Consider the following 20,277-nt stretch of genomic DNA (forward strand, 5'->3'; position numbering starts at 1 on the left):
GATGCGGGAGAAGGGGATCCACGCTTCGGCGCCCGGCCGGGAGCCGCTGTCGTACGCCCATGGAACCGGCTCCGTCCCCCTCACCGGCGACACCATCGGCGCCAACCTGCTGCGCACCGCGGCCGCCTTCCCCGACCGGGAGGCACTCGTCGACGTGCCGTCCGGCAGGCGGTGGACGTACCGGCAACTGCGCGCGGACGTCGACGAGCTGGCGCGCGGACTGCTCGCCCGGGGCGTCGGGAAGGGTGACCGGGTCGGCATCTGGGCGGTGAACTGCCCGGAGTGGACCCTGCTCCAGTACGCCACCGCCCGCATCGGGGCGATCCTGGTGAACATCAACCCCTCCTACCGATCGCACGAGTTGGCGTACGTCATCGACCAGGCGGGCGTCTCCCTCCTCGTCGCCTCCCGCACGCACAAGAGGAGCGACTACCGGGCCCTCGCCGCCGAGGCCGCCGGCCGCTGCCCGAGCCTGCGCTCCGTCCACCACATCGGCGACCCGAGTTGGGACGCGCTCCTCGCGGACCCGGCCGGGGAGGCCGAACTGGAGGCGCGCGCCGCCGAGTTGTCCTGCGACGACCCGATCAACATCCAGTACACCTCCGGCACCACCGGCTTCGCCAAGGGCGCCACCCTCTCCCACCACAACATCCTCAACAACGGCTACTTCGTCGGCGAGACCATCGGCTACGACGAACACGACCGCATCTGCCTGCCGGTGCCCTTCTACCACTGCTTCGGCATGGTCATGGGCAACCTCGCCGCCACCTCCCACGGGGCCTGCGTCGTCATCCCCGCCCCCTCCTTCGACCCCGCCGCCACCCTGCGCGCGGTCCAGGACGAGCGCTGCACCTCCCTCTACGGCGTCCCCACCATGTTCATCGCCGAGCTGAACCTCCCCGACTTCGCCGCCTACGACCTCTCCACCCTGCGCACCGGGATCATGGCCGGTTCCCCCTGCCCGACGGAGGTCATGAAGCGGGTCGTCGCCGAGATGCACATGGCGGAGGTGTCCATCTGCTACGGCATGACCGAGACCTCGCCCGTCGCCACCCAGACCCGGCGCGACGACGACCTCGAACGCCGCACCGGCACCGTCGGCCGCGTCCTGCCCCACCTGGAGGTCAAGATCGTCGACCCGGCCACCGGCGCCACCGTGCCCCGCGGCTCCTCGGGCGAACTCTGCACCCGCGGCTACAGCGTGATGCTCGGCTACTGGGACGACCCCGGCCGCACGGCCGAGGTCGTCGACCCCGCCCGCTGGATGCACACCGGCGACCTCGCCACGATGCGCGAGGACGGCTGCGTCCAGATCGTCGGCCGCATCAAGGACATGATCATCCGCGGCGGCGAGAACGTGTACCCGCGAGAGATCGAGGAGTTCCTCCACGCCCACCCGAAGATCGCCGACGTCCAGGTGGTCGGCGTCCCCGACGCACGCTACGGCGAGGAGATCCTGGCCTGCGTCGTGCCGCGGGACCCCGCCGACCCCCCGACCCGGGACGAGATCGCCGCCCACTGCGAAGGCAGGCTCGCGCACTACAAGATCCCGCGCCGGGTCGAGGTCCTGGACGCCTTCCCGATGACCGTCAGCGGCAAGGTCCGCAAGGTGGAACTCAGGGAGCGGTACGGAAGCTGAGGCCCACCGGCCCCGTCCCCTCGCGGCGCATGCACACCCGCGGCCAGCGGTCGAGGCCCATCGACGCCTCCTCGGCGACGATCTCCCGCAGGCCGTGGGTGAGTTCGGCGTCGGCGAGGGTGCGGAAGCCGAGGCGTGCGTAGTACGGGGCGTTCCACGGGACCCGGGCGAAGGTCGTCAGGGTGAGGGCGGGGAGGCCCGACTCCTCGGCGAGACGGGAGATCAGGGCCCGGCCCGCGCCCTGGCGGGCGAGGCGCGGATGCACGGACACCTGGTCGATGTGGGCCGCGCCGTCCACCTCCTGCCAGATGAGGTACCCGCCGGGGACGTCGGACGGGTCGGTGAACACCCAGGCTCGGGCGTCGAGTTGATAGAGAGTCAGGAAATCGAGCGACGGCGGGTCGTCGTCGGCGACCTCCGTCATGCCGATGTCCCGGAACGGCTCACCGGCCGCCCGTTCGATCTCCTGGAGCAGGGGCAGCTCGGCGGCCCGGGCGAGCCGGATCGCGGAGCGCGCCCCGACGGGCACGGGCCGCGTCCGCGGCCGGGGGCGAAGTGCTGACATGAGTCGAGTATCGCGCGGACGCCGGGGGCGCACCCGCTTCCGCCGGCGGCTTTCCCGTCCCGTCAGCCGCCCGCCGGGCCCGTGCTGCTGCCCGCCAGGTCGTCGGCGGCGCGGGTGGCCGGTTTCGGGGTGCCGGTGAGGTCGAGGACGAACAGCGGGACGCCCAGTTCCTCCGCGCGGGCCCGGGCCGCCGGCTCGTACCCCGTCAGGGAGAAGAAGACCGCGACGGCCGACTGGTTCAGCCCGTGCAGCCACAGGCACTCCACGTCGCGCAGCGTGGACGGCTCCGTGCTCGGGTCGACCTGTGCGACCAGGCCGGGCGCCCGCAGGTCGATGCCCGACGCCGGGTGCTCGGGGGACTGCAGGATGCCCCGGAAGCCGAGCCACTTCAGGTAGAGCGCGGCCGCGGTGACGGCGTCCCGGGCGGTGCGGATGGTCAGGGGACGGAAGGGCGGGCGGGGGGCGCGGGAGCGCTCCCGCGGGGCGTCGGGGTCCGCCTCGCGGTCCGCCGCACCGGCCAGGACCTCGTCCGTGCGGAGCGGCTCGGGGCGCGTCACCGGGGGCCCGGCGGCCCCGGCGGCCGGGGGCACGGTCGGGGCGGGGCGGACCGGGATGCGCAGCACCGTGCCGCAGCCGCAGCCCAGCTCCGGTTGCGGCCACTGGTCGGTGCGGCCGCAGGCGGGGCAGCGGACCGTCACCCAGGAGTCCGTCCAGGTCCGGTGCGTGATGGGCTGCGCCGGCGCGCCGCGCTGGAGCGGCGGGGCCAGCGGCGCGCCGCACGCGCAGGGGAAGACGGGCGGTTCGTACGCGTGGTCACGGCGGCAGGCGGGGCACCGCACCGGCACGCTGCTTCCCATGGGGGGACCTCCGGAACGTCGCGTCCGGCGGGCACGTCCGGCGGTGCGCGACCGGGCGTGAACGCAGGAACGACTGATGCGCTGTGTCACTCCATGGTCACACCAACTGTGAAGCCTTGGCAGGTACTTCACGTCTTTTCCGCCGACGTTTCGGTCCGTGGACCCCTCCGTGCGGCCTTCCCGGTTTCCGGCGTGCCCCTTTGTGCGGTCCGCCATGCGCGCCGCTCCCGTTCCGTGGACTCCTCCCTTGACGGCGGCACCTCCGCATCCTATGTTGCTTCCACATAGCAGAACAGTTATTCCGCATTACGGAAACCCGGCCTGAAGCACAGGAGTGACCCGATGCCCCGTATGACCGCCGCCCTCGCGGCTGTTGAGATCCTCAAGCGCGAAGGCGTCAGCCACGCGTTCGGCGTGCCCGGCGCGGCGATCAACCCCTTCTACAAGGCCCTCCAGACGGGCGGCGGGATCAAGCACACGCTCGCCCGCCACGTCGAGGGCGCCTCCCACATGGCGGAGGGCTACACCCGCAGCAACGCCGGCAACATCGGCGTCTGCATCGGTACGTCGGGCCCCGCCGGCACCGACATGATCACCGGCCTCTACTCGGCCATCGCGGACTCGATCCCGATCCTGTGCATCACCGGCCAGGCCCCGGTCGCGAAGCTCCACAAGGAGGACTTCCAGGCCGTCGACATCGCCTCGATCGCCAAGCCGGTCACCAAGAAGGCCACCACCGTCCTGGAGGCCGCGCAGGTCCCGGGCGTGTTCCAGGAGGCCTTCCACCTGATGCGCTCCGGCCGGCCGGGACCGGTCCTCATCGACCTGCCGATCGATGTGCAGCTCACCGAGATCGAGTTCGACCCCGAGACGTACCAGCCGCTGCCGGTCTACAAGCCGGTCGCGACCCGCCCCCAGGTCGAGAAGGCCCTCTCCTTCCTGCTGGAGTCCGAGCGCCCGCTGATCGTCGCCGGCGGCGGCGTCATCAACGCCGACGCCTCCGACCTGCTGCTGGAGTTCGCCGAGCTGACCGGCACGCCCGTCATCCCGACCCTCATGGGCTGGGGCATCGTCCCCGACGACCACGAGCTCAACGCCGGCATGGTGGGCCTGCAGACCTCGCACCGCTACGGCAACGCGAACTTCCTGGAGTCCGACTTCGTCCTCGGCATCGGCAACCGCTGGGCCAACCGCCACACCGGCGACCTGGCCGTCTACACCGAGGGCCGCAAGTTCGTCCACGTCGACATCGAGCCCACCCAGCTCGGCAAGATCTTCGCGCCGGACTACGGGATCGCCTCCGACGCCAAGGCCGCCCTGGAGCTCTTCGTCGAGGTCGCCAAGGAGCTGAAGGCCGCGGGCAGGCTGCCCGACCGCAGCGCGTGGGCCGCCTCCACCCAGGACCGCAAGGCCAAGCTCCAGCGCCGTACGCACTTCGACAATGTGCCGCTCAAGCCGCAGCGCGTGTACGAGGAGATGAACCGCGCCTTCGGCCCCGAGACCCGGTACGTCACCACCATCGGCCTCTCGCAGATCGCCGGCGCGCAGATGCTGCACGTCTACAAGCCGCGTCACTGGATCAACTGCGGCCAGGCGGGCCCGCTCGGCTGGACCATCCCGGCCGCGCTCGGCGTCGCCACCGCCGACCCGGAGGGCCAGGTCGTCGCGCTCTCCGGCGACTACGACTTCCAGTTCATGCTGGAGGAGCTGGCCGTCGGCGCGCAGCACCGGATCCCGTACGTCCACGTCCTGGTGAACAACTCCTACCTGGGCCTCATCCGCCAGGCCCAGCGGAACCTGGACATCAACTTCCAGGTCAACCTGGAGTTCGAGAACATCAACTCGCCGGAGCTGGGCGTCTACGGCGTCGACCACGTCAAGGTGGTCGAGGGCCTCGGCTGCAAGGCCATCCGCGTCACCGAGCCGGACCAGCTGCTGCCCGCCTTCGAGGAGGCGAAGAAGCTGGCCCAGGAGTTCCGGGTGCCGGTCGTGGTCGAGGCCATCCTGGAGCGCGTCACCAACATCTCGATGAGCGGTGCGGGCATCGACGCCGTCAACGAGTGGGAGGACGTCGTGACGGAGCCGGGGCATGCGCCGACCGCGGTGCGGCCGTTCGTGGGGCAGTAGCGCGCAGCACGCGCCCTTGAAGGGGGCCGGTACGCCATGGTGGCGTGCCGGCCCCCTTCGCGTTGCGTTGCCGGGGGGGTGAGGTGGGGCGTGGCGGGGTGCGCTGGCCGGGGGACCGGCGGGGCCGGGGGCCGTGACCGGCGGCCATGGCGGGGCCTGTGGCCGGGGGGAGGGGCGCGGCGACGAGGGGGTGGAAGCCGGTGGGGAGGGGGCGGGACGGGGGTGGGCCGGGAGCGGGAGGGGCCGCCCCCTTGCCCGCCCTCCCCCGAGCTCTCGGCTTCGCTCGAGCAGGGGGTACCCCCCTCGCCCCCTTGGGGCGGCCCCGTCGCCCAAGGGGGCTGAGGCGGCAAGGCGGCTGCGACGTCCGAGGGGATGGAGGCGGCGGGGTGGCTGCGATGTCCGAGGGGGCTGGGCGCTGGAGGCTGGGCGCTGGGCGATGGTTGCCCTTGGCCAGGGGGCCGGAGGCTGAGCGGCGGGCTCGGAAGGTGGGGGTACGGCGAAGGGCGCGGAGTACGGGACCGTCCGTACTCCGCGCCCTGGTTCGGCACACGTGCAACCTCGTGCGAAAGAGGCCGCGGTGGGGGCGATGAGCCGCCGCGCGCTCCTTCTCTCAGGTCAAGAAGGAGAGACGCGCCGGCCTTCACCACCGCACTGGCTCACCCGCCACCGCGGGCCCCGTATCGGTCCTTGCCGCCGGCCACCCCTCATTTCGGGCCGACGGCAAGGACAGCGGTCGGGGCCTGACCTCCCGTCAGACCCCTTCCGCAGTCAGGGAATTACTGGTCCTCACGCAGGCTGCGAACAGCCTCTTCGACGCGCTTGCCGTACTCCGGGTCGGCCGCGTGGAAGTGCGCGAGGTTCTTCTCGATCACGTCGTCGCGGGAGACCTGGGAGAGGCCGCCGGCGATGTTGGCGATCAGGCGGTCCTTCTCGTCGGACGACATCAGGCGGTAGAGCTCACCGGCCTGGAAGAAGTGGTCGTCCTTGACGTGCTGGGCGTAGGCGTAGGTGCCCGTCCAGCCGGAGACCTCGGCCGGGGCGCCCAGCGGGGCGTCCGTCTGCGCGGGACCGTCGTACGAGTTGGGCTCGTAGTTCTTGTCGTGGCGCGAGCCGTAGCGGGTGGCGTAGAAGCCGTCCCGGCCGTAGTTGTCGGCCGGCGCGTTCTTCGGCGCGTTCACCGGGAGCTGGGTGTGGTTGACGCCCAGGCGGTAGCGGTGCGCGTCCGCGTAGGCGAACAGGCGGCCCTGGAGCATCTTGTCCGGGGAGGCCGTGATGCCGGGAACGAAGTTGTTCGGCGAGAACGCGGCCTGCTCGACCTCGGCGAAGACGTTGTCCGGGTTGCGGTCCAGGACCAGCCGGCCCACGCGCTGCAGCGGGTAGTCCGCGTGCGGCCACACCTTCGTGACGTCGAAGGGGTTGAAGCGGTAGTCCGCGGCCTCGGCGGCCGGCATGACCTGGACGTACAGGGTCCAGGACGGGTTGACGCCGCGCTCGATGGCCTGGAGCAGGTCCGTCTGGTGCGAGTTGGCGTCCTTGCCCGCGATCTCCGCGGCCTGGTCCGAGGACAGGCAGCGGATGCCCTGGTTCGTCTTGAAGTGGTACTTGACGAAGAAGGCCTCGCCCTCGGCGTTCGTCCACTGGTACGTGTGCGAGCCGAAGCCGTCCATGTGGCGGTACGAGGCGGGGATGCCGCGGTCGCCCATCAGCCAGGTGATCTGGTGCGTGGACTCGGGGGAGTGCGCCCAGAAGTCCCAGACGTTGTCCGGCTCCTGCTTGCCCGTGAAGGGGTCGCGCTTCTGCGAGTGGATGAAGTCGGGGAACTTGATCGGGTCCTTGATGAAGAACACCGGGGTGTTGTTGCCGACGAGGTCGTAGTTGCCCTCTTCGGTGTAGAACTTCAGCGCGAAGCCGCGCGGGTCGCGGACCGCGTCCGCGCCGCCGAGGTTGTCCGCGACGGTGGAGAAGCGGATGAACGTCTCGGTGCGCTTGCCGACCTCGGAGAGGAAGTCGGCGCGGGTGAAGCCGGTGACGTCGTCGGTGACCTCGAAGTAGCCGTACGCACCGGAGCCGCGGGCGTGCACGACACGCTCCGGGATGCGCTCACGGTTGAAGCGGGCGAGCTTCTCCAGCAGGTGCTGGTCCTGGAGGAGGAGCGGGCCACCGACACCGGCGGAGGCGGAATTCTGGTTGTCGGCGACCGGGGCGCCTGACTCGGTCGTGAGCACACGCTTCGACATGGTGACCTTGGGACCTTCCTGCGGGATCTGCTGGCGGCGTGAGGAGCGTAAGTACGCGGAGAACGCGGCGTCAACAGTTTGTTGAATTTAAGGGTGGAGCACGTGTGGGACCCGGGCCGCGGCAGCGCCTGGGCGCGACAGGACAGGTGTCAGCGCTGCCGCAGCCCGGAGTTCGAGGGCGGCTTCACGACGGAAGCCGCAGGTCAGGCCGTGGGGCCTGAGGGATTTCAGACCTGCTGGCCGGAGAGGCGCTCGACGGCGCGCAGCAGGGCCGAGTGGTCCAGGCCGCCGTCGCCCTGGGCGCGCAGCGAGGCGACCAGCTGGGCGACGACCGCGCCGACCGGAAGGGCCGCGCCGACGTTGCGGGCGGCGTCGGTCACGATGCCCATGTCCTTGTGGTGCAGGTCGATCCGGAAACCGGGCGCGAAGTCGCGGTTGAGGAAGTTGTCCTTCTTGCGGGTCAGCACGGTGGAGCCGGCCAGACCGCCGTTGAGGACGTCGAGCGCGGCCTTCAGGTCCACGCCGGACTTCTCCAGGAAGACCACGGCCTCGGCGCACGCCTGGATGTTGACGGCGACGATGAGCTGGTTGGCGGCCTTCACCGTCTGGCCCGAACCGTGCGGACCGCACAGCACGATGGTCTTGCCGAGGGCCTCCAGGACCGGCTTGGCGGAGTCGAAGTCCGCCTGCTCGCCGCCGACCATGATGGACAGCACGGCCTCGATCGCACCGGCCTCGCCGCCGGACACCGGCGCGTCCAGGACGCGGATGCCCTTGTCCTTGGCGGCCTTCGCCAGGTCGATCGAGGTCTGCGGGGTGATCGAGGACATGTCGATCAGCAGCGCGCCGGACTTCGCGTTCTCCAGGATGCCGTCCTCGCCGTAGGCGATGGCCTCGACCTGGGGAGAGGCGGGCACCATCGTCACGATGACGTCGGCGTCCCTGACCGCCTCGGCGATCGAGCCGGCCCCCTTGCCGCCGGCCTTGACCAGGCGGTCGATCTTGTCCTGCTCCAGGGTGTATCCGGTGACCTCGTAACCGGCCTTCAGCAGGTTCTCGGACATGGGGGAGCCCATGATGCCGAGGCCGATGAAACCGATCGTGGGAAGGGTGCTCATGAGGGTACTGCCTCTCTCAAAACGCGTGTCAAGAAGTTCCGTTGGCGCCCGCGGGCGTCACGTGGCGGCGCGGGCCGACCGGTCGAGCCACTCGAAGGCCTCGGCGCTGGGCCGGTCGCCCGGCTTGTACTCCAGGCCCACCCAGCCCTCGTAACCGGCCTTCTTCAGGCGGTCGAGCAGGGCTTCGAGGCCGAGGTCGCCGGTGCCCGGCGCGCCGCGGCCCGGGTTGTCGGCGATCTGCACGTGGCCGGTCTTGTCGGCGTGGGCGTCGATGACCTGGGCCAGGTCCTCGGCGTCCAGTCCGTTCATCGACAGGTGGTAGAGGTCGAGCAGGAACTTGGCGTTGCCGAGTCCCGTCGCCTTGTTGACCTTGTCGACGACCTCGACCGCGGAGGACGCGCTCACCAGCGGGTAGAGCGGCGACTCCGGCTTGTTGAGGGCCTCGATCAGGAGGACCGCGCCGACGCGGTCGGCGGCGCGGGCGGCCAGGACGAGGTTCTCCAGCGCCAGGGTGTCCTGGATCTGGGCGTCCACGCCCTCCACCCGGTTGCCGTAGAGCGCGTTGAGCGCCCGGCAGCCGACCGAGGCGGCGAAGTCGGCCGCCACCTCGATGTTGGCGCGGAAGCGGTCGGACTCCTCACCGGGGAGGGAGAGCGCGCCGCGGTCCGGGCCGGGAAGCTGTCCGGCGTAGAAGTTCAGCCCCACCAGCTGGGTGCCGGCGTCGTCCAGCGCCTTCTTCAGGGCGTCGAGCTCCGACTGGTCGGGGGTCGGGGTCTCGATCCAGGGCCACCACAGCTCGACCGCCGTGAAGCCGGCCGCGGCGGCTGCCGCCGGGCGCTCCAGGAGCGGGAGTTCCGTGAAGAGGATCGAGAGGTTCACATCGAAGCGGTGGTCCGAGTAGCCCATGGGGTGTTCGGCGCTCCTTCCGTATTGCGGAAGTTAGTTTCTGCTTGATGGAAGGTTGCAGCCGGTCCCGAGGACTTGTCAAGAGGGGCTGCCGGATTTCGTGCTCGTCGCAGTAGGTTGTGCGCGTGCGATTGAGAGTGGAGTTCACGACCGAGCCCTTCGATCTCGACGAGGCGCCGCCGCACGCGGTGGCGGCCCGTGAGGTGATCCAGGTGGCCGAGCTGGACGCCGTCGACGTGGGCCCCTTCGGCAATACGGCGGAGGGCGGCGCCGACGCCGTGCTCACCGCCGTGGACGCGCTGCTGCGCACGTCCCTCGCCGCCGGGGCCACCCGCGTCTCGTTGCAGGTCAACGTGATCGACGAGCAGGCCCGGAACGAGCAGGCCGAGAACGAGCAGGTCCAGAGCGACCAGGCCCAGAGCGACCAGGCCCAGAGCGAGCAGGCCCAGAACGGGGAGGCCGACAAGTGACGGCAGACAGCGGGCCCGGCGGGCCCGGGGATCACCCCCTGGTCACGGCGGTCAAACCGCTGGTCGACGCGATGGGTGCGGAGATGCTGGAGCCCGCAGGGGCCGGGCGGGACGACGTGGTCCTCGCCTGGGAGGGCGTGGACGTCGTCGCGGTCCGCCTCCCGCAGCTCTCCGACTCCCTCGACCACATCCTCCTCGCGCTGGAGCGCCGGCACGGGATGCCGCTGGCGGAGCTGGACCGCAAGGCCAAGCAGTCGGTCGTACGGACCCTGGAGGCGCGGGGCGCCTTCTCCGTGCGGCACGGGGTGGAGACGGTGGCCGGCGCGCTGGGCGTCTCCCGCTTCACCGTCTACAACTACCTGAACAGGGAGAACGCCGCCAAAGCGGACTAGACTCCCGACCCGTCACGTCTCGGAACCTCTCGGGCGGACGCCAAGTTCCTTGATCCACAGGCCGTTTGATCGATCATTTTGAGACGCCGCCGCCCCCGCTTGGGGACGGCGGCTTTTGTCTTCGCGAACTTTCAACAAACTGTTGACGTCCAGTTGTCGAGGGCGTTAGCTATGCCCAGCCCGTCCAGCACAAGGCCACGGAGGCTCCCGTGACTTCGGTCCAGACACCGGGCCTTTCCCGGTTCAACCACCTCCCCGAGAGCGCGGCCCAGGCCGAACTCCACGAGGTGTGTGCCAGCTCGGCGTGGGGGAGCAAGCTCATCGCTCAGCGCCCGTACGCCTCCGCCGAGGAACTCCTTCTCGCCAGTGACGCCGCACTCGCGGAGCTCACCGCCGAGGACCTGTCCGAGGCGATGGCGGGACACCCGCCGATCGGCCGCCCCAAGCCCGGGGACCCGACCTCCTCCCGCGAGCAGCGCGGAATGGCCGGCGCCTCCGAGGAACTCAAGGCCGAGATGCTCGAACTGAACCTGGCGTACCAGGAAAAGTTCGGACACGTCTTCCTGATCTGTGCGACCGGCGCCACCGGAGAGCAGATGCGCGACGCGGTGCGTGAGCGGAGCGGCAACTCGCCCGAACAGGAGCGGGAGATCGTCCGCGCCGAACTGGGCAAGATCAACCGCATCCGGCTGACCCGCCTCGTGGAATCCCCCGCGGATTCAGGAGAAGAGAACTGAGATGAGTACCGCAACCACCGCCTCGGTGTCCACGCACATCCTGGACACCAGCATCGGCCGCCCCGCCGAGGGAGTCGCCATCACGCTCACCGCCCGCAGCGGCGCGGACGCGCAGTGGCTGGCGCTCGGCGGTTCGAAGACCGACGCGGACGGGCGCTGCAAGGACCTCCCGGCCCTGCCGGAGGGCACGACCCACGTCCGGCTCGACTTCGAGACCGAGACCTACTTCGCGAACAAGCACCGCACGAGCGAGACCGAAGCCGAGGCTCAGCAGGACGCCCCCCGCGTAAGGGACAGCGGCGCGTTCTTCCCGGAAGTGGCGATCACCTTCGCCGTCGTACCGGGCGAACACTTCCACGTACCGCTGCTGCTCAACCCGTTCGGCTACTCCGTATACCGAGGGAGCTAGCACCGATGCCCACCATTCTCGGCCAGAACCAGTACGGCAAAGCAGAGAACCGCGTCGTCAAGATCACGCGGGACGGCGACACCCACCACATCAAGGACCTGAACGTCTCGGTCGCCCTCTCCGGCGACATGGAGGACGTCCACTACTCCGGCTCGAACGCCAACGTCCTGCCGACGGACACCACCAAGAACACGGTGTACGCGTTCGCCAAGGAGTACGGCATCGAGTCCGCCGAGCAGTTCGGCATCCACCTCGCGCGTCACTTCGTGACCTCGCAGGAGCCGATCAAGCGGGCGCGCATCCGGATCGAGGAGTACGCCTGGGAGCGCATCGCGACCTCGGACAACAACTCCAAGTTCATCGGGTCCGACGAGGTCAACCACTCCTTCGCCCGCAAGGGCCAGGAGCTGCGCATCACCCAGATCACCTTCGACGGCGAGAACTGGGAGATCATCTCGGGGCTGAAGGACCTCACGGTCATGAACTCCACCAACTCGGAGTTCTGGGGTTACGTCAAGGACAAGTACACGACGCTCAAGGAGGCGTACGACCGCATCCTGTGCACCGACGTGTCGGCCGCCTGGCGTTACAACTGGACCAGCGACGACCAGCGGATGCCCAACTGGGAGAAGTCGTACGAGCAGGCCAAGAAGCACATCCTGCAGGCCTTCGCCGAGACGTACTCGCTCTCGCTCCAGCAGACGCTGTACCAGATGGGTTCGCGGGTCATCAACAGCCGGAGCGAGATCGACGAGATCCGCTTCTCGCTGCCCAACAACCACCACTTCCTGGTCGACCTCGAACCGTTCGGCCTCAAGAACGACAACGAGGTCTACTTCGCCGCCGACCGCCCGTACGGCCTGATCGAGGCCACCATCCTGCGGGACGGAGTCGAGCCGCAGATCCCGGTCGACATGACCAACCTCTGACGCGGTCGGTCCTCCTCGACCACCTCTGACGCGGTCACGGCCGCGCCGTCCCCAGCCCCGCCGGGCGGGGGGCGGCGCCGCGGACCGGAGGGAACGAACATCCATGGCACAGCCAGCAAAGGGGCCGGCAGCAGAAGGCCCGTGTTTTTCCCAGACGGACGAGCCCGCCCGGCAGGACGAGTCCACCGTCATCAGCGGCGACTCGCCGTCCCTCGGAAAGCCGGTCGATCTCCTCGATCCCGTGCACCCGGTGGATGAGAAGCTCCCCGCCAAGCGGCTCGTCCCCGCCGCGCTCCAGCACATCGCCGCCATGTACGCCGGCGTCGTCACCCCTCCGCTCATCATCGGCCAGGCCTGCGGCCTGGACGCCGCCGGGATGACCCGGCTGATCGCCGCCAGCCTGCTGATCGCGGGACTCGCCACGATCCTCCAGACGATCGGCGTCGCGAAGTTCGCCGGAAACCGGCTCCCCTTCGTCAACGCCGCCTCCTCCGCCGGCATCGCGCCCATGCTCGCGATCGCCGAGACCAGCGCCCCCGGCCACCAGCTCCCGGCCATCTACGGCGCGGTGATGGTCGCCGGAGTCTTCTGTCTCGCCGTCGGCCCGTTCTTCGGCAGGCTGCTCCGCTTCTTCCCGCCGCTCGTCACCGGCGTCGTGATCACCCTCATCGGCGTCACGCTGATGCCGGTGCCCGTCGCCTGGGCGCAGGGCGGCGACAAGGAAGCCGCCGACTTCGGCGACATGAAGTACCTGGCGCTCGCCGCCTTCACCCTCGTCGTCATTCTGATGATCCAGCGCTTCGGCACCGGCTTCGTCAAGCAGGTCGCGCTGCTTTTCGGCATGCTGCTCGGCACGCTCGCGGCCATCCCCTTCGGGCTCGCCGACTTCAGCGGCCTCAAGGAAGCCCCGATCGCCGCGCTGCCCACGCCCTTCGCCTTCGGCGCCCCCGAGTTCCAGCCCGCCGCGATCCTCTCGCTGTGCATCGTGATGCTGGTGCTGATGACCGAGTCCTCGGCCGGGATGCTCGCCCTCGGCAAGATCTGCGAACGCGACTGCGACGGCAGGACCATCACCCGCGGCCTGCGCACCGACGGCATCGCCACCCTGGTGGGCCCCGTCTTCGGCGGCTTCCCCACCAGCGCCTTCGCCCAGAACGTCGGCGTCGTCACGCTCACCCGGGTGCGCAGCCGGTACGTCGTCGCCGTCGCCGGCGGCGCGCTGCTCTTCCTCGGCGCCTTCCCGGTGCTCGGCGCGGTCGTCTCCATGGTGCCGATGCCCGTCCTCGGCGGCGCCGGAATCGTCCTCTTCGGCTCGATCGCGGTCAGCGGCATCCGTACCCTCTCCGAGGCCGGACTCGACGACAGCTCGAACATCATCCTCGTGGCGGTGGCACTCGGCGCGGGCATCATCCCGCTCGCGGCACCCACCTTCTACGCGGACTTCCCCGCCTGGGCGCAGACCGTCCTCGGCTCCGGCATCAGCGCCGGCGCACTGGTCGCCGTCCTGCTCAACCTGTTCTTCCACCACCTCGGCACCCGCGCACGCCGCACTCCGGCGGCGTCCGTGGCACTCAAATCCTCCTAGGGTCCTGCCGTGCCCGATCAGCACAGAGGTAAAGGAAGCAGCCTTATGGCAGCACCGGCAGCAACAGCTTCGCGCAAGGACGACGTCTCCCGCGTCGTCATCGAGAACTGCGCGATCGCGACCGTCGACGCCGACGACACGGAATACGCGTCGGGCCACCTCGTCGTCGCGGGCAACCGGATCGAGTCCATCGGCGCGGGCACGGCGCCCGCAGGTCTGGACAACGTGGTCCGCCGCATCGACGGCACCGGCCACCTCGTCACTCCCGGCCTGATCAACACGCACCACCACTTCTACCAGTGGATCACCCGCGGCCTGGCCACCGACCACAACCTGTTCGACTGGCTGACCGCGCTCTACCCCACCTGGGCGCGGATCGACGAGCAGATGGTGACGGCGGCCGCCCGCGGCTCGCTGGCCATGATGGCCCGCGGCGGTGTCACCACCGCCATGGACCACCACTACGTCTTCCCCCGCGGCTCCGGCGACCTCTCCTCGGCGATCATCGGGGCCGCCCGCGACATGGGCGTACGGTTCACCCTCGCCCGGGGCTCCATGGACCGCGGCGAGTCCGCCGGCGGCCTTCCGCCGGACTTCGCGGTCGAGACCCTGGAGGGCGCGCTCGCCGCCACCGAGGCGACCGTCGACCAGCACCACGACGCGTCCTTCGACGCCATGACCCAGGTCGCCGTCGCCCCCTGCTCGCCGTTCTCCGTCTCGACGGAACTCATGCGCCAGGGCGCGGAGCTGGCCCGCCGCAAGGGGGTACGGCTGCACACCCACGGCAGCGAGACGGTGGAGGAGGAGAAGTTCTGCCACGAGCTGTTCGGCATGGGCCCCACCGACTACTTCGCGTCCACGGGCTGGCTCGGCGAGGACGTGTGGATGGCGCACTGCGTCCACATGAACGACTCCGACATCGCCGCCTTCGCCCGCACGGGCACCGGCGTCGCGCACTGCCCCTCCTCCAACGCCCGCCTCGCCGCAGGCATCGCCCGCGTCCCCGACATGCTGAGGTCGGGCGTACCGGTGGGCCTCGGCGTCGACGGCACCGCCTCCAACGAGTCCGGCGAGCTGCACACCGAGCTGCGCAACGCGCTGCTCATCAACCGCCTCCACACCGAGCACCGCGAGCGGGCCCTCAACGCCCGCCAGGCCCTCCGCCTCGGCACCTACGGAGGCGCCCAAGTCCTGGGCCGCGCGGACCAGATCGGCTCACTCGAAGCCGGCAAGCTCGCGGACCTGGTGATGTGGAGGATCGACGGTCTCGGCCACTCCACCATCGCCGACCCGGTCACCGCCGTCGTCTTCGGCGCGGCGGCACCGGTCACCCTGTCCCTGGTCAACGGCGAACCCGTCGTCGAGGGCAACCACCTGATCACGGTGGACGAGGACGCCATCGCCCGCGCAGCGCGGGACGAGGCGCAGCGCCTGGCGCGCGTGGCCGCGCAGCCGCGCTGACGCAGGCCACCTCGTCACCACCGCACAAGAATTCCGGCCGGGAGGGACGGCTCCCGGCCGGAACCGAGCAGCCGAGCGGGCTGCTCGGAAGCCGTTCCCGGGGACGTGGCCCAACACTTCACGTCCCCGGGGCGGTCCGGCGTATCCGGGCGAACGGCAGCAACAGCACCACCCTCCGCACCCCCCTGAGCACCACCTGCTTGAGCACCACCAGCACCTTGCATCGCGCACCACCTCCCCGAAGCACGTGCCAATCCCGGCACTGGAAAACGACAGGAGGACGCTGTGGCCAAGTCGCCCAGGTTCACCGCGCAAGGCTCTTCGACGGACGACACCGCCGAGGAGAGCACGACCACCCCTACCGAGAAGCACCCGGTCGACCAGGGCATGCCGCCCCTGAAGCTCGCCACGACCGGCCTCCAGCACGTCGCCGCCATGTACGCCGGCGTCGTCGCACCCCCGCTCATCGTGGGCGCGGCCGTGGGTCTGTCCGGCAAGGAACTCACCTTCCTCACCGGCGCCAGCCTCTTCATGGCCGGTCTCGCCACCCTCCTGCAGACGCTCGGCGTCTGGAACATCGGCGCCCGGCTGCCCTTCGTCAACGGCGTCACCTTCGCCGGTGTCGCACCGATGCTCGCGATAGCCGGCGGCCAGTCCAAGGAGGACGCGCTCCCGGTCATCTTCGGCGCGATCATCGTCGCCGGAGCGATCGGCTTCGTCGCCGCGCCGTTCTTCTCCAAGCTGGTCCGCTTCTTCCCGCCCGTCGTCACGGGCACGGTCATCACCCTGATCGGTGTGTCCCTCCTCCCGGTCGCGTTCGGCTGGGCGCAGGGCCCCAACCCCAAGGCGGACGACTACGGTTCGACGACCTTCCTGGGCCTCGCGGGCATCACCCTGGTGATCGTCCTGCTGCTGCGCCGCTTCACCCGCGGCTTCGTGAAGCAGATCGCCGTGCTCCTCGGCCTGGTCATCGGCACGCTCATCGCGATCCCCTTCGGCGCCACCGACTTCACGCCGATCACCGAGGCGGCTGTCGTCGGGTTCCCGACGCCGTTCCACTTCGGGGCCCCGCAGTTCGTGGCCGCCGCGATCATCTCGATGTGCGTGGTCATGCTGGTCTCGATGACCGAGTCGACGGCCGACATGCTGGCCCTCGGTGAGATCGTCGAGCGGCCCGCCGACGAGAAGACCATCGCCGCGGGCCTGCGCGCCGACGCCCTCGGCTCGGCGATCAGCCCCCTGTTCAACGGCTTCATGTGCAGCGCCTTCGCCCAGAACATCGGCCTGGTCGCCATGACCAAGATCCGCAGCCGGTTCGTGGTCGCGGCGGGCGGCGGCTTCCTGATCCTGATGGGCCTGTGCCCGATCGCCGCCTCGCTGATCGCGGTCGTCCCGCGCCCGGTCCTCGGCGGAGCGGGCATCGTGCTCTTCGGCTCGGTCGCGGCCAGCGGCATCCAGACCCTCGTCAAGGCGGGCCTGGAGAAGGACAACAACGTCCTGATCGTCGCCGTCTCCCTCGCGGTCGGCATCATCCCGATCGCCGCGCCGACCTTCTACCACCACTTCCCGGAGACCGCGAAGATCATCCTGGACTCCGGCATCTCCACCGGCTGCCTGGCGGCCGTCGTCCTCAACCTCGTCTTCAACCACATCGGCAAGCGCGCCGACGACGACGAGGTCACGGCCCCCATGGAGCCGGGCGAGGAGATCTCCCACCGCAGCGAGAAGCCCGCGGTGGCGGCCCACTGAAACCCCGTCACCAACACGCGGTGGCCGTACGGAACTCCCGTACGGCCACCGCGTGCTGACTGCCCGTCAGTCATTTTCACGCAATGCTGACACACCGTCAGTCGATTCGGTAGCTGTCCCCGTACACCTGCCACGCCAGCGGCGTCCGCAGGTCGAAGTTCCCCTCGCGCACGAAGACGCGCTGCGCCGTGTCGATCCGGCTGGTGTCCTCGTGCGCCGCCTCGCGCTTCATCGTCTTCCTGCGCACGTCGAGGAAGGCGTCCAGGTACGTCCCCTGGTCACCGCCCCGGGCGGGGGAGGCGGCCCGCTCCAGCGCCGCCCGCCGGATCGCGTCGAAGCCGTCGGGGCCGCCCGCCCCGTGCATGACCATCGCGTCGTAGTAGACGAACTGCCCCAGCGCCCCGAGCCCGTCCTGCTCCGCCTGCCGCACCGCCGGGTCGAAGTACACCCGGTCCCGCTCGTGGTCCTGCGCCTCGCAGAAAACCCGGTCCTGCGCCGCCCGCTGCCAGTCGCGTACGAAGCCGGAGCCGAGCCCGCGGTGCGAGTCCGACCCGTTCACCTGCCGCAGCGCGGGCAGGTACCGCTCCAGTGCGTTGCCGGGGCGAGCCGCGCCGTAGTGCTCGACCAGTTCCAGCATGTCCCCGGTTCCCGAGCAGAACCCGATGATCCCGGCGGTGTATCCGCGCCCGTCCCCGATGTCCTCGATGTACCGGTACTGCTCCCGCCACTGGAGCGAGGAGTTCTCCGCGCTGGACACGAGCCGCATCGCGATCTCCTTCTTCGCGGGATCGCGCAGACCGGGCGCGGCACCCGTACGGGGACCGCCCTCCCGTGCCCCGGCTGCGGCGGGGCTCAGGTCCAGCAGGGCGCGGACGGTGTTCTGGAGGCGGCGGGCGAACGGCAAGAGGTGCTCCGGTACGGGTGGGGGGTGCGGGTGGGAAAAGCGCGGCCGGGCCCGCTTTCAACGGGGCCCGGCCGCGGGAGTTCCTTCATCTCACCCGGAAGGTGTCGCCGTAAACCTTCCACACCAGCGGTGTGCGGAGCGTGAGGTTCCCCTCGCGCAGGAACACCCGCTGCGCCGTGTCGATCCTGCTGGTGTCGCGGTGCGCGGGCTCCTTCCTCATCGAGGCCGCGCGGGCGTCCAGGAAGGCGTTCAGATACGCCTTCTCGTCCCCGCCGTCGGCCGGCAGCGCCGCCCGCTGCCGGGCGGTCCGGCGCATCGTGCGAAAGCCGTCGCCGCCCATGCTGTCCCCGTACCCGTGCATGACGTACGCGTCGAAGTAGACGAACTGGCCCAGCGTGCCCAGTCCGTCCGCCTTGCCCTGGCGGACCGCCGGGTCGAAGTAGTCCTTGTCCCGCTCGGCGTCCTGCGCCGCGCGGAAGGCCGGATCGGTGTCGGCGGCCTGCTGCCAGGCCCGGACGAACGGCGGCCCGAGCCCCGCGTGCGAGGCGCTGCCCCGCACCCCGCGCAGCGCGGGCAGGTACCTCTCCAGTGCGCTGCCGGGCCGGGCGGCGGCGTAACGCGCGACCACCTTCGCCATGTCGCCGGTCCCGGAGCAGAAGCCGACCAGGCCGCCGGTGTACCCGCGCCCGTCCCCGATGTCCTGGATGTACCGGTACTGCCGGCGCCAGTCCAGGGAGGAGTTCTCCGCGCTCGACACGAGCCGCATCGCCAGGTCCTTCTTCGCCGGCTCGGCGAGACCCGCGGCCGCCCCGCGCGGTGCGGGCGGCGGACCCGTCTCCGTCCGCACGGGCGCCGGACCCGCCCTCGGTCCGCTCTCCCCGCCCCCTTCGAAGGCGCCCCCCTCCGTGACACTCGCACACCCCACCAGAACCATCGTCAGGACCAGCGCCGCCGGTCCCGCCCCACGCACAACGGACGTCACCCGACGACCGTGCCACCCCCGGGGCCCCTGTACGGTCGGAGTCATGGAAGATCACTCCGTCGTCGACGTGGGCGACGTACGCATGGCGTACCGCTCTTGGGGCGACCAGCACGGCGCGCCCGTCATCCTGCTCCACGGAATCGGAAGTTCCGCCGCGAGCTGGGAGAAGACCGGGCAGGCGCTCGGCGAGGAATGGCGGGTGTACGCACTCGATCTGCGCGGCCACGGCGAGAGCGACTGGCCCGACGAGTACGACCTGGACCTCATGAAGGAGGACGTCCTCGGCTTCATCGAGGAGGCGAAGATCGACCGCGCGGGCGTGGTCGGCCACGGCATGGGCGGCGTCGTCGCCTACCTCCTGGCCCAGGACCACCCGGACCGGGTGGAGCGCCTGGTCCTGGAGGAGACCCCGGCCCCCTTCGACGGCGCGGCGGACGTCCTGCCGGGCTCGGGGCCGGTCGACTACGACGAGAACGCGGTCCCGGAGATCCAGGCCCAGCTCGCCTCGCCGCCGGAGGAGTGGCTGGAGCGCCTGGGTGAGATCGTCGCCCCGACGCTCATCGTCACCAGCGGCCCGGAGAGCGCCATGGACGTCACCGACGTCCCCGAGATGGCCGACCGCATCCCGGACTGCGCGCAGGTGACCCTGCCGGGCGGGCACTGGATCCACGAGCGGAACGCGCAGCAGTTCGCGGACCGGGTGAGCGACTTCTTCAGCAGCTAGGCAGGCCCCCCGGGGCCCCTGCGGACGGCGCCGGCCGGGCCCCGGGCGGGAGCGGGGCGGGACACGGCCCGGCGGCTCACGTCCGGGAGGCCCCGGCGCCGCGCAGGCTCTGGAGGAGCGCGGCGACGAGCAGGCAGCCGCCGACGGCCATGAGGACCACCCCGGCCTTGGTCGGCGTCACCCACACGATCTGCTCGTCGGTGCCGAACAGCTTCAGGGCGAGACCGGCCAGGAAGGTCACGGCTCCTTCGAGGAGGGTCTTGACGGCACGGTTCATGGCGGGCTCCTTGTGCGGCTGAGTTGCCGGTCGGGGGGGGTGTCCCCACCGTAGGGACGCGGGCGGGGGCGGGGCGTCGTCCGCCGGAACGAAGCCGCGCTGCATCGTTCGGCGGACCGCGCGCGGTGCCCAGCGGCCGGGAGCGGGTGCGGACGGGACCGGGGGACGTCCGTGCCGCCGGGGGAGTTCCGCCGCACGGCGCGTGCGGA

Annotated in this window: 18 protein-coding genes and 1 pseudogene; 11 read left to right on the plus strand and 8 right to left on the minus strand. The window is 70.6% G+C overall.

The annotated features are described in order from the left end of the window. Position 1 precedes the first annotated feature (1 nt). On the plus strand, positions 2-1,639 hold the full coding sequence (locus tag ACIP93_RS14965; RefSeq protein WP_401758725.1) for an AMP-binding protein: 1,638 nt from the start codon (positions 2-4) through the stop codon (positions 1,637-1,639). Here ACIP93_RS14965 and ACIP93_RS14970 read toward each other — a convergent pair. Both ACIP93_RS14970 and ACIP93_RS14975 read right to left on the minus strand, forming a co-directional pair. Next, positions 1,617-2,204 carry a GNAT family N-acetyltransferase gene (locus ACIP93_RS14970; RefSeq protein ID WP_401758728.1) on the minus strand — a complete coding sequence of 196 codons (588 nt, stop codon included), beginning with the start codon at positions 2,202-2,204 and terminating at the stop codon, positions 1,617-1,619. The genes ACIP93_RS14965 and ACIP93_RS14970 overlap by 23 nt on opposite strands. Before the next feature lie 62 nt (positions 2,205-2,266). Next, positions 2,267-3,061 (minus strand): hypothetical protein, encoded by a 795-nt coding sequence (locus ACIP93_RS14975; RefSeq protein ID WP_401758730.1) that lies wholly within the window; start codon positions 3,059-3,061, stop codon positions 2,267-2,269. A gap of 342 nt (positions 3,062-3,403) precedes the next feature. On the opposite strand from ACIP93_RS14975, the gene gcl reads away from it, so the two are divergent. Continuing rightward, entirely contained in the window at positions 3,404-5,188 is a 1,785-nt protein-coding gene (gene gcl / locus ACIP93_RS14980; protein WP_345217910.1) for a glyoxylate carboligase, read from the plus strand. A 776-nt stretch (positions 5,189-5,964) separates the two neighbouring features. Here gcl and ACIP93_RS14985 read toward each other — a convergent pair. The 3 genes from ACIP93_RS14985 to ACIP93_RS14995 form a co-directional block, all read right to left on the minus strand. Then, positions 5,965-7,425 carry a catalase gene (locus tag ACIP93_RS14985; protein WP_345217912.1) on the minus strand — a complete coding sequence of 487 codons (1,461 nt, stop codon included), beginning with the start codon at positions 7,423-7,425 and terminating at the stop codon, positions 5,965-5,967. Positions 7,426-7,652: 227 nt separating this feature from the next. Further along, on the minus strand, positions 7,653-8,543 hold the full coding sequence (locus ACIP93_RS14990; RefSeq protein WP_345217915.1) for a 2-hydroxy-3-oxopropionate reductase: 891 nt from the start codon (positions 8,541-8,543) through the stop codon (positions 7,653-7,655). A 57-nt stretch (positions 8,544-8,600) separates the two neighbouring features. Continuing rightward, a complete protein-coding gene (locus tag ACIP93_RS14995) occupies positions 8,601-9,449 on the minus strand; it encodes a TIM barrel protein (RefSeq protein ID WP_401758735.1) in 849 nt (282 codons plus the stop codon). 125 nt (positions 9,450-9,574) lie between these two features. Here ACIP93_RS14995 and ACIP93_RS15000 point away from each other — a divergent pair. The 8 genes and pseudogenes from ACIP93_RS15000 to ACIP93_RS15035 all read left to right on the plus strand — a co-directional run. After that, a pseudogene (locus ACIP93_RS15000) lies at positions 9,575-9,823 on the plus strand (hypothetical protein); the annotation flags it as partial. 167 nt (positions 9,824-9,990) lie between these two features. After that, positions 9,991-10,311 carry a helix-turn-helix domain-containing protein gene (locus tag ACIP93_RS15005; RefSeq protein ID WP_345219040.1) on the plus strand — a complete coding sequence of 107 codons (321 nt, stop codon included), beginning with the start codon at positions 9,991-9,993 and terminating at the stop codon, positions 10,309-10,311. 209 nt (positions 10,312-10,520) lie between these two features. Then, the gene (uraD, locus tag ACIP93_RS15010; RefSeq protein ID WP_345217919.1) at positions 10,521-11,048 is read left to right on the plus strand and encodes a 2-oxo-4-hydroxy-4-carboxy-5-ureidoimidazoline decarboxylase; all 528 of its coding nucleotides are present in this window, start codon (positions 10,521-10,523) and stop codon (positions 11,046-11,048) included. A 1-nt stretch (position 11,049) separates the two neighbouring features. Beyond that, positions 11,050-11,457 carry a hydroxyisourate hydrolase gene (gene uraH / locus ACIP93_RS15015; protein WP_345217922.1) on the plus strand — a complete coding sequence of 136 codons (408 nt, stop codon included), beginning with the start codon at positions 11,050-11,052 and terminating at the stop codon, positions 11,455-11,457. A 5-nt stretch (positions 11,458-11,462) separates the two neighbouring features. Beyond that, positions 11,463-12,386 (plus strand): factor-independent urate hydroxylase, encoded by a 924-nt coding sequence (gene pucL, locus ACIP93_RS15020; protein ID WP_345217924.1) that lies wholly within the window; start codon positions 11,463-11,465, stop codon positions 12,384-12,386. Positions 12,387-12,489: 103 nt separating this feature from the next. Continuing rightward, on the plus strand, positions 12,490-13,971 hold the full coding sequence (locus tag ACIP93_RS15025; RefSeq protein ID WP_345217926.1) for a nucleobase:cation symporter-2 family protein: 1,482 nt from the start codon (positions 12,490-12,492) through the stop codon (positions 13,969-13,971). Between the two features lie 45 nt (positions 13,972-14,016). Next, complete coding sequence (locus ACIP93_RS15030; protein WP_401758741.1) at positions 14,017-15,432, plus strand: 8-oxoguanine deaminase; 1,416 nt, start codon at positions 14,017-14,019, stop codon at positions 15,430-15,432. A gap of 387 nt (positions 15,433-15,819) precedes the next feature. Continuing rightward, the gene (locus tag ACIP93_RS15035; RefSeq protein ID WP_345219041.1) at positions 15,820-17,181 is read left to right on the plus strand and encodes a nucleobase:cation symporter-2 family protein; all 1,362 of its coding nucleotides are present in this window, start codon (positions 15,820-15,822) and stop codon (positions 17,179-17,181) included. A gap of 97 nt (positions 17,182-17,278) precedes the next feature. Here the strand turns inward: ACIP93_RS15035 and ACIP93_RS15040 are convergent, their stop codons facing one another. Together ACIP93_RS15040 and ACIP93_RS15045 are read right to left on the minus strand one after the other, a co-directional pair. Next, complete coding sequence (locus ACIP93_RS15040; protein ID WP_401758744.1) at positions 17,279-18,085, minus strand: chitosanase; 807 nt, start codon at positions 18,083-18,085, stop codon at positions 17,279-17,281. Between the two features lie 85 nt (positions 18,086-18,170). Then, positions 18,171-19,019 carry a chitosanase gene (locus ACIP93_RS15045; protein ID WP_401758877.1) on the minus strand — a complete coding sequence of 283 codons (849 nt, stop codon included), beginning with the start codon at positions 19,017-19,019 and terminating at the stop codon, positions 18,171-18,173. 91 nt (positions 19,020-19,110) lie between these two features. On the opposite strand from ACIP93_RS15045, the gene ACIP93_RS15050 reads away from it, so the two are divergent. Beyond that, positions 19,111-19,791, plus strand: a complete 681-nt coding sequence (locus ACIP93_RS15050; protein WP_345217932.1) for an alpha/beta hydrolase — start codon at positions 19,111-19,113, stop codon at positions 19,789-19,791. A 76-nt stretch (positions 19,792-19,867) separates the two neighbouring features. Here the strand turns inward: ACIP93_RS15050 and ACIP93_RS15055 are convergent, their stop codons facing one another. Further along, complete coding sequence (locus ACIP93_RS15055; protein WP_401758747.1) at positions 19,868-20,068, minus strand: DUF5708 family protein; 201 nt, start codon at positions 20,066-20,068, stop codon at positions 19,868-19,870. Positions 20,069-20,277 lie beyond the last annotated feature (209 nt).

The sequence above is a fragment of the Streptomyces sp. NPDC088745 genome, assembly GCF_044751045.1.
Lineage (GTDB): Bacteria > Actinomycetota > Actinomycetes > Streptomycetales > Streptomycetaceae > Streptomyces > Streptomyces cremeus.

Excerpts from the sequence above, each read along its gene's own strand:
- ACIP93_RS14965 (WP_401758725.1), top strand. The coding sequence starts at position 2 with ATGCGGGAGAAGGGGATCCACGCTTCGGCGCCCGGCCGGGAGCCGCTG.
- ACIP93_RS14970 (WP_401758728.1), bottom strand. The coding sequence starts at position 2,204 with ATGTCAGCACTTCGCCCCCGGCCGCGGACGCGGCCCGTGCCCGTCGGG.
- ACIP93_RS14975 (WP_401758730.1), bottom strand. The coding sequence starts at position 3,061 with ATGGGAAGCAGCGTGCCGGTGCGGTGCCCCGCCTGCCGCCGTGACCAC.
- gcl (WP_345217910.1), top strand. The coding sequence starts at position 3,404 with ATGCCCCGTATGACCGCCGCCCTCGCGGCTGTTGAGATCCTCAAGCGC.
- ACIP93_RS14985 (WP_345217912.1), bottom strand. The coding sequence starts at position 7,425 with ATGTCGAAGCGTGTGCTCACGACCGAGTCAGGCGCCCCGGTCGCCGAC.
- ACIP93_RS14990 (WP_345217915.1), bottom strand. The coding sequence starts at position 8,543 with ATGAGCACCCTTCCCACGATCGGTTTCATCGGCCTCGGCATCATGGGC.
- ACIP93_RS14995 (WP_401758735.1), bottom strand. The coding sequence starts at position 9,449 with ATGGGCTACTCGGACCACCGCTTCGATGTGAACCTCTCGATCCTCTTC.
- ACIP93_RS15005 (WP_345219040.1), top strand. The coding sequence starts at position 9,991 with ATGGGTGCGGAGATGCTGGAGCCCGCAGGGGCCGGGCGGGACGACGTG.
- uraH (WP_345217922.1), top strand. The coding sequence starts at position 11,050 with ATGAGTACCGCAACCACCGCCTCGGTGTCCACGCACATCCTGGACACC.
- pucL (WP_345217924.1), top strand. The coding sequence starts at position 11,463 with ATGCCCACCATTCTCGGCCAGAACCAGTACGGCAAAGCAGAGAACCGC.
- ACIP93_RS15025 (WP_345217926.1), top strand. The coding sequence starts at position 12,490 with ATGGCACAGCCAGCAAAGGGGCCGGCAGCAGAAGGCCCGTGTTTTTCC.
- ACIP93_RS15030 (WP_401758741.1), top strand. The coding sequence starts at position 14,017 with ATGGCAGCACCGGCAGCAACAGCTTCGCGCAAGGACGACGTCTCCCGC.
- ACIP93_RS15035 (WP_345219041.1), top strand. The coding sequence starts at position 15,820 with ATGCCGCCCCTGAAGCTCGCCACGACCGGCCTCCAGCACGTCGCCGCC.
- ACIP93_RS15045 (WP_401758877.1), bottom strand. The coding sequence starts at position 19,019 with ATGGTTCTGGTGGGGTGTGCGAGTGTCACGGAGGGGGGCGCCTTCGAA.
- ACIP93_RS15050 (WP_345217932.1), top strand. The coding sequence starts at position 19,111 with ATGGAAGATCACTCCGTCGTCGACGTGGGCGACGTACGCATGGCGTAC.
- ACIP93_RS15055 (WP_401758747.1), bottom strand. The coding sequence starts at position 20,068 with ATGAACCGTGCCGTCAAGACCCTCCTCGAAGGAGCCGTGACCTTCCTG.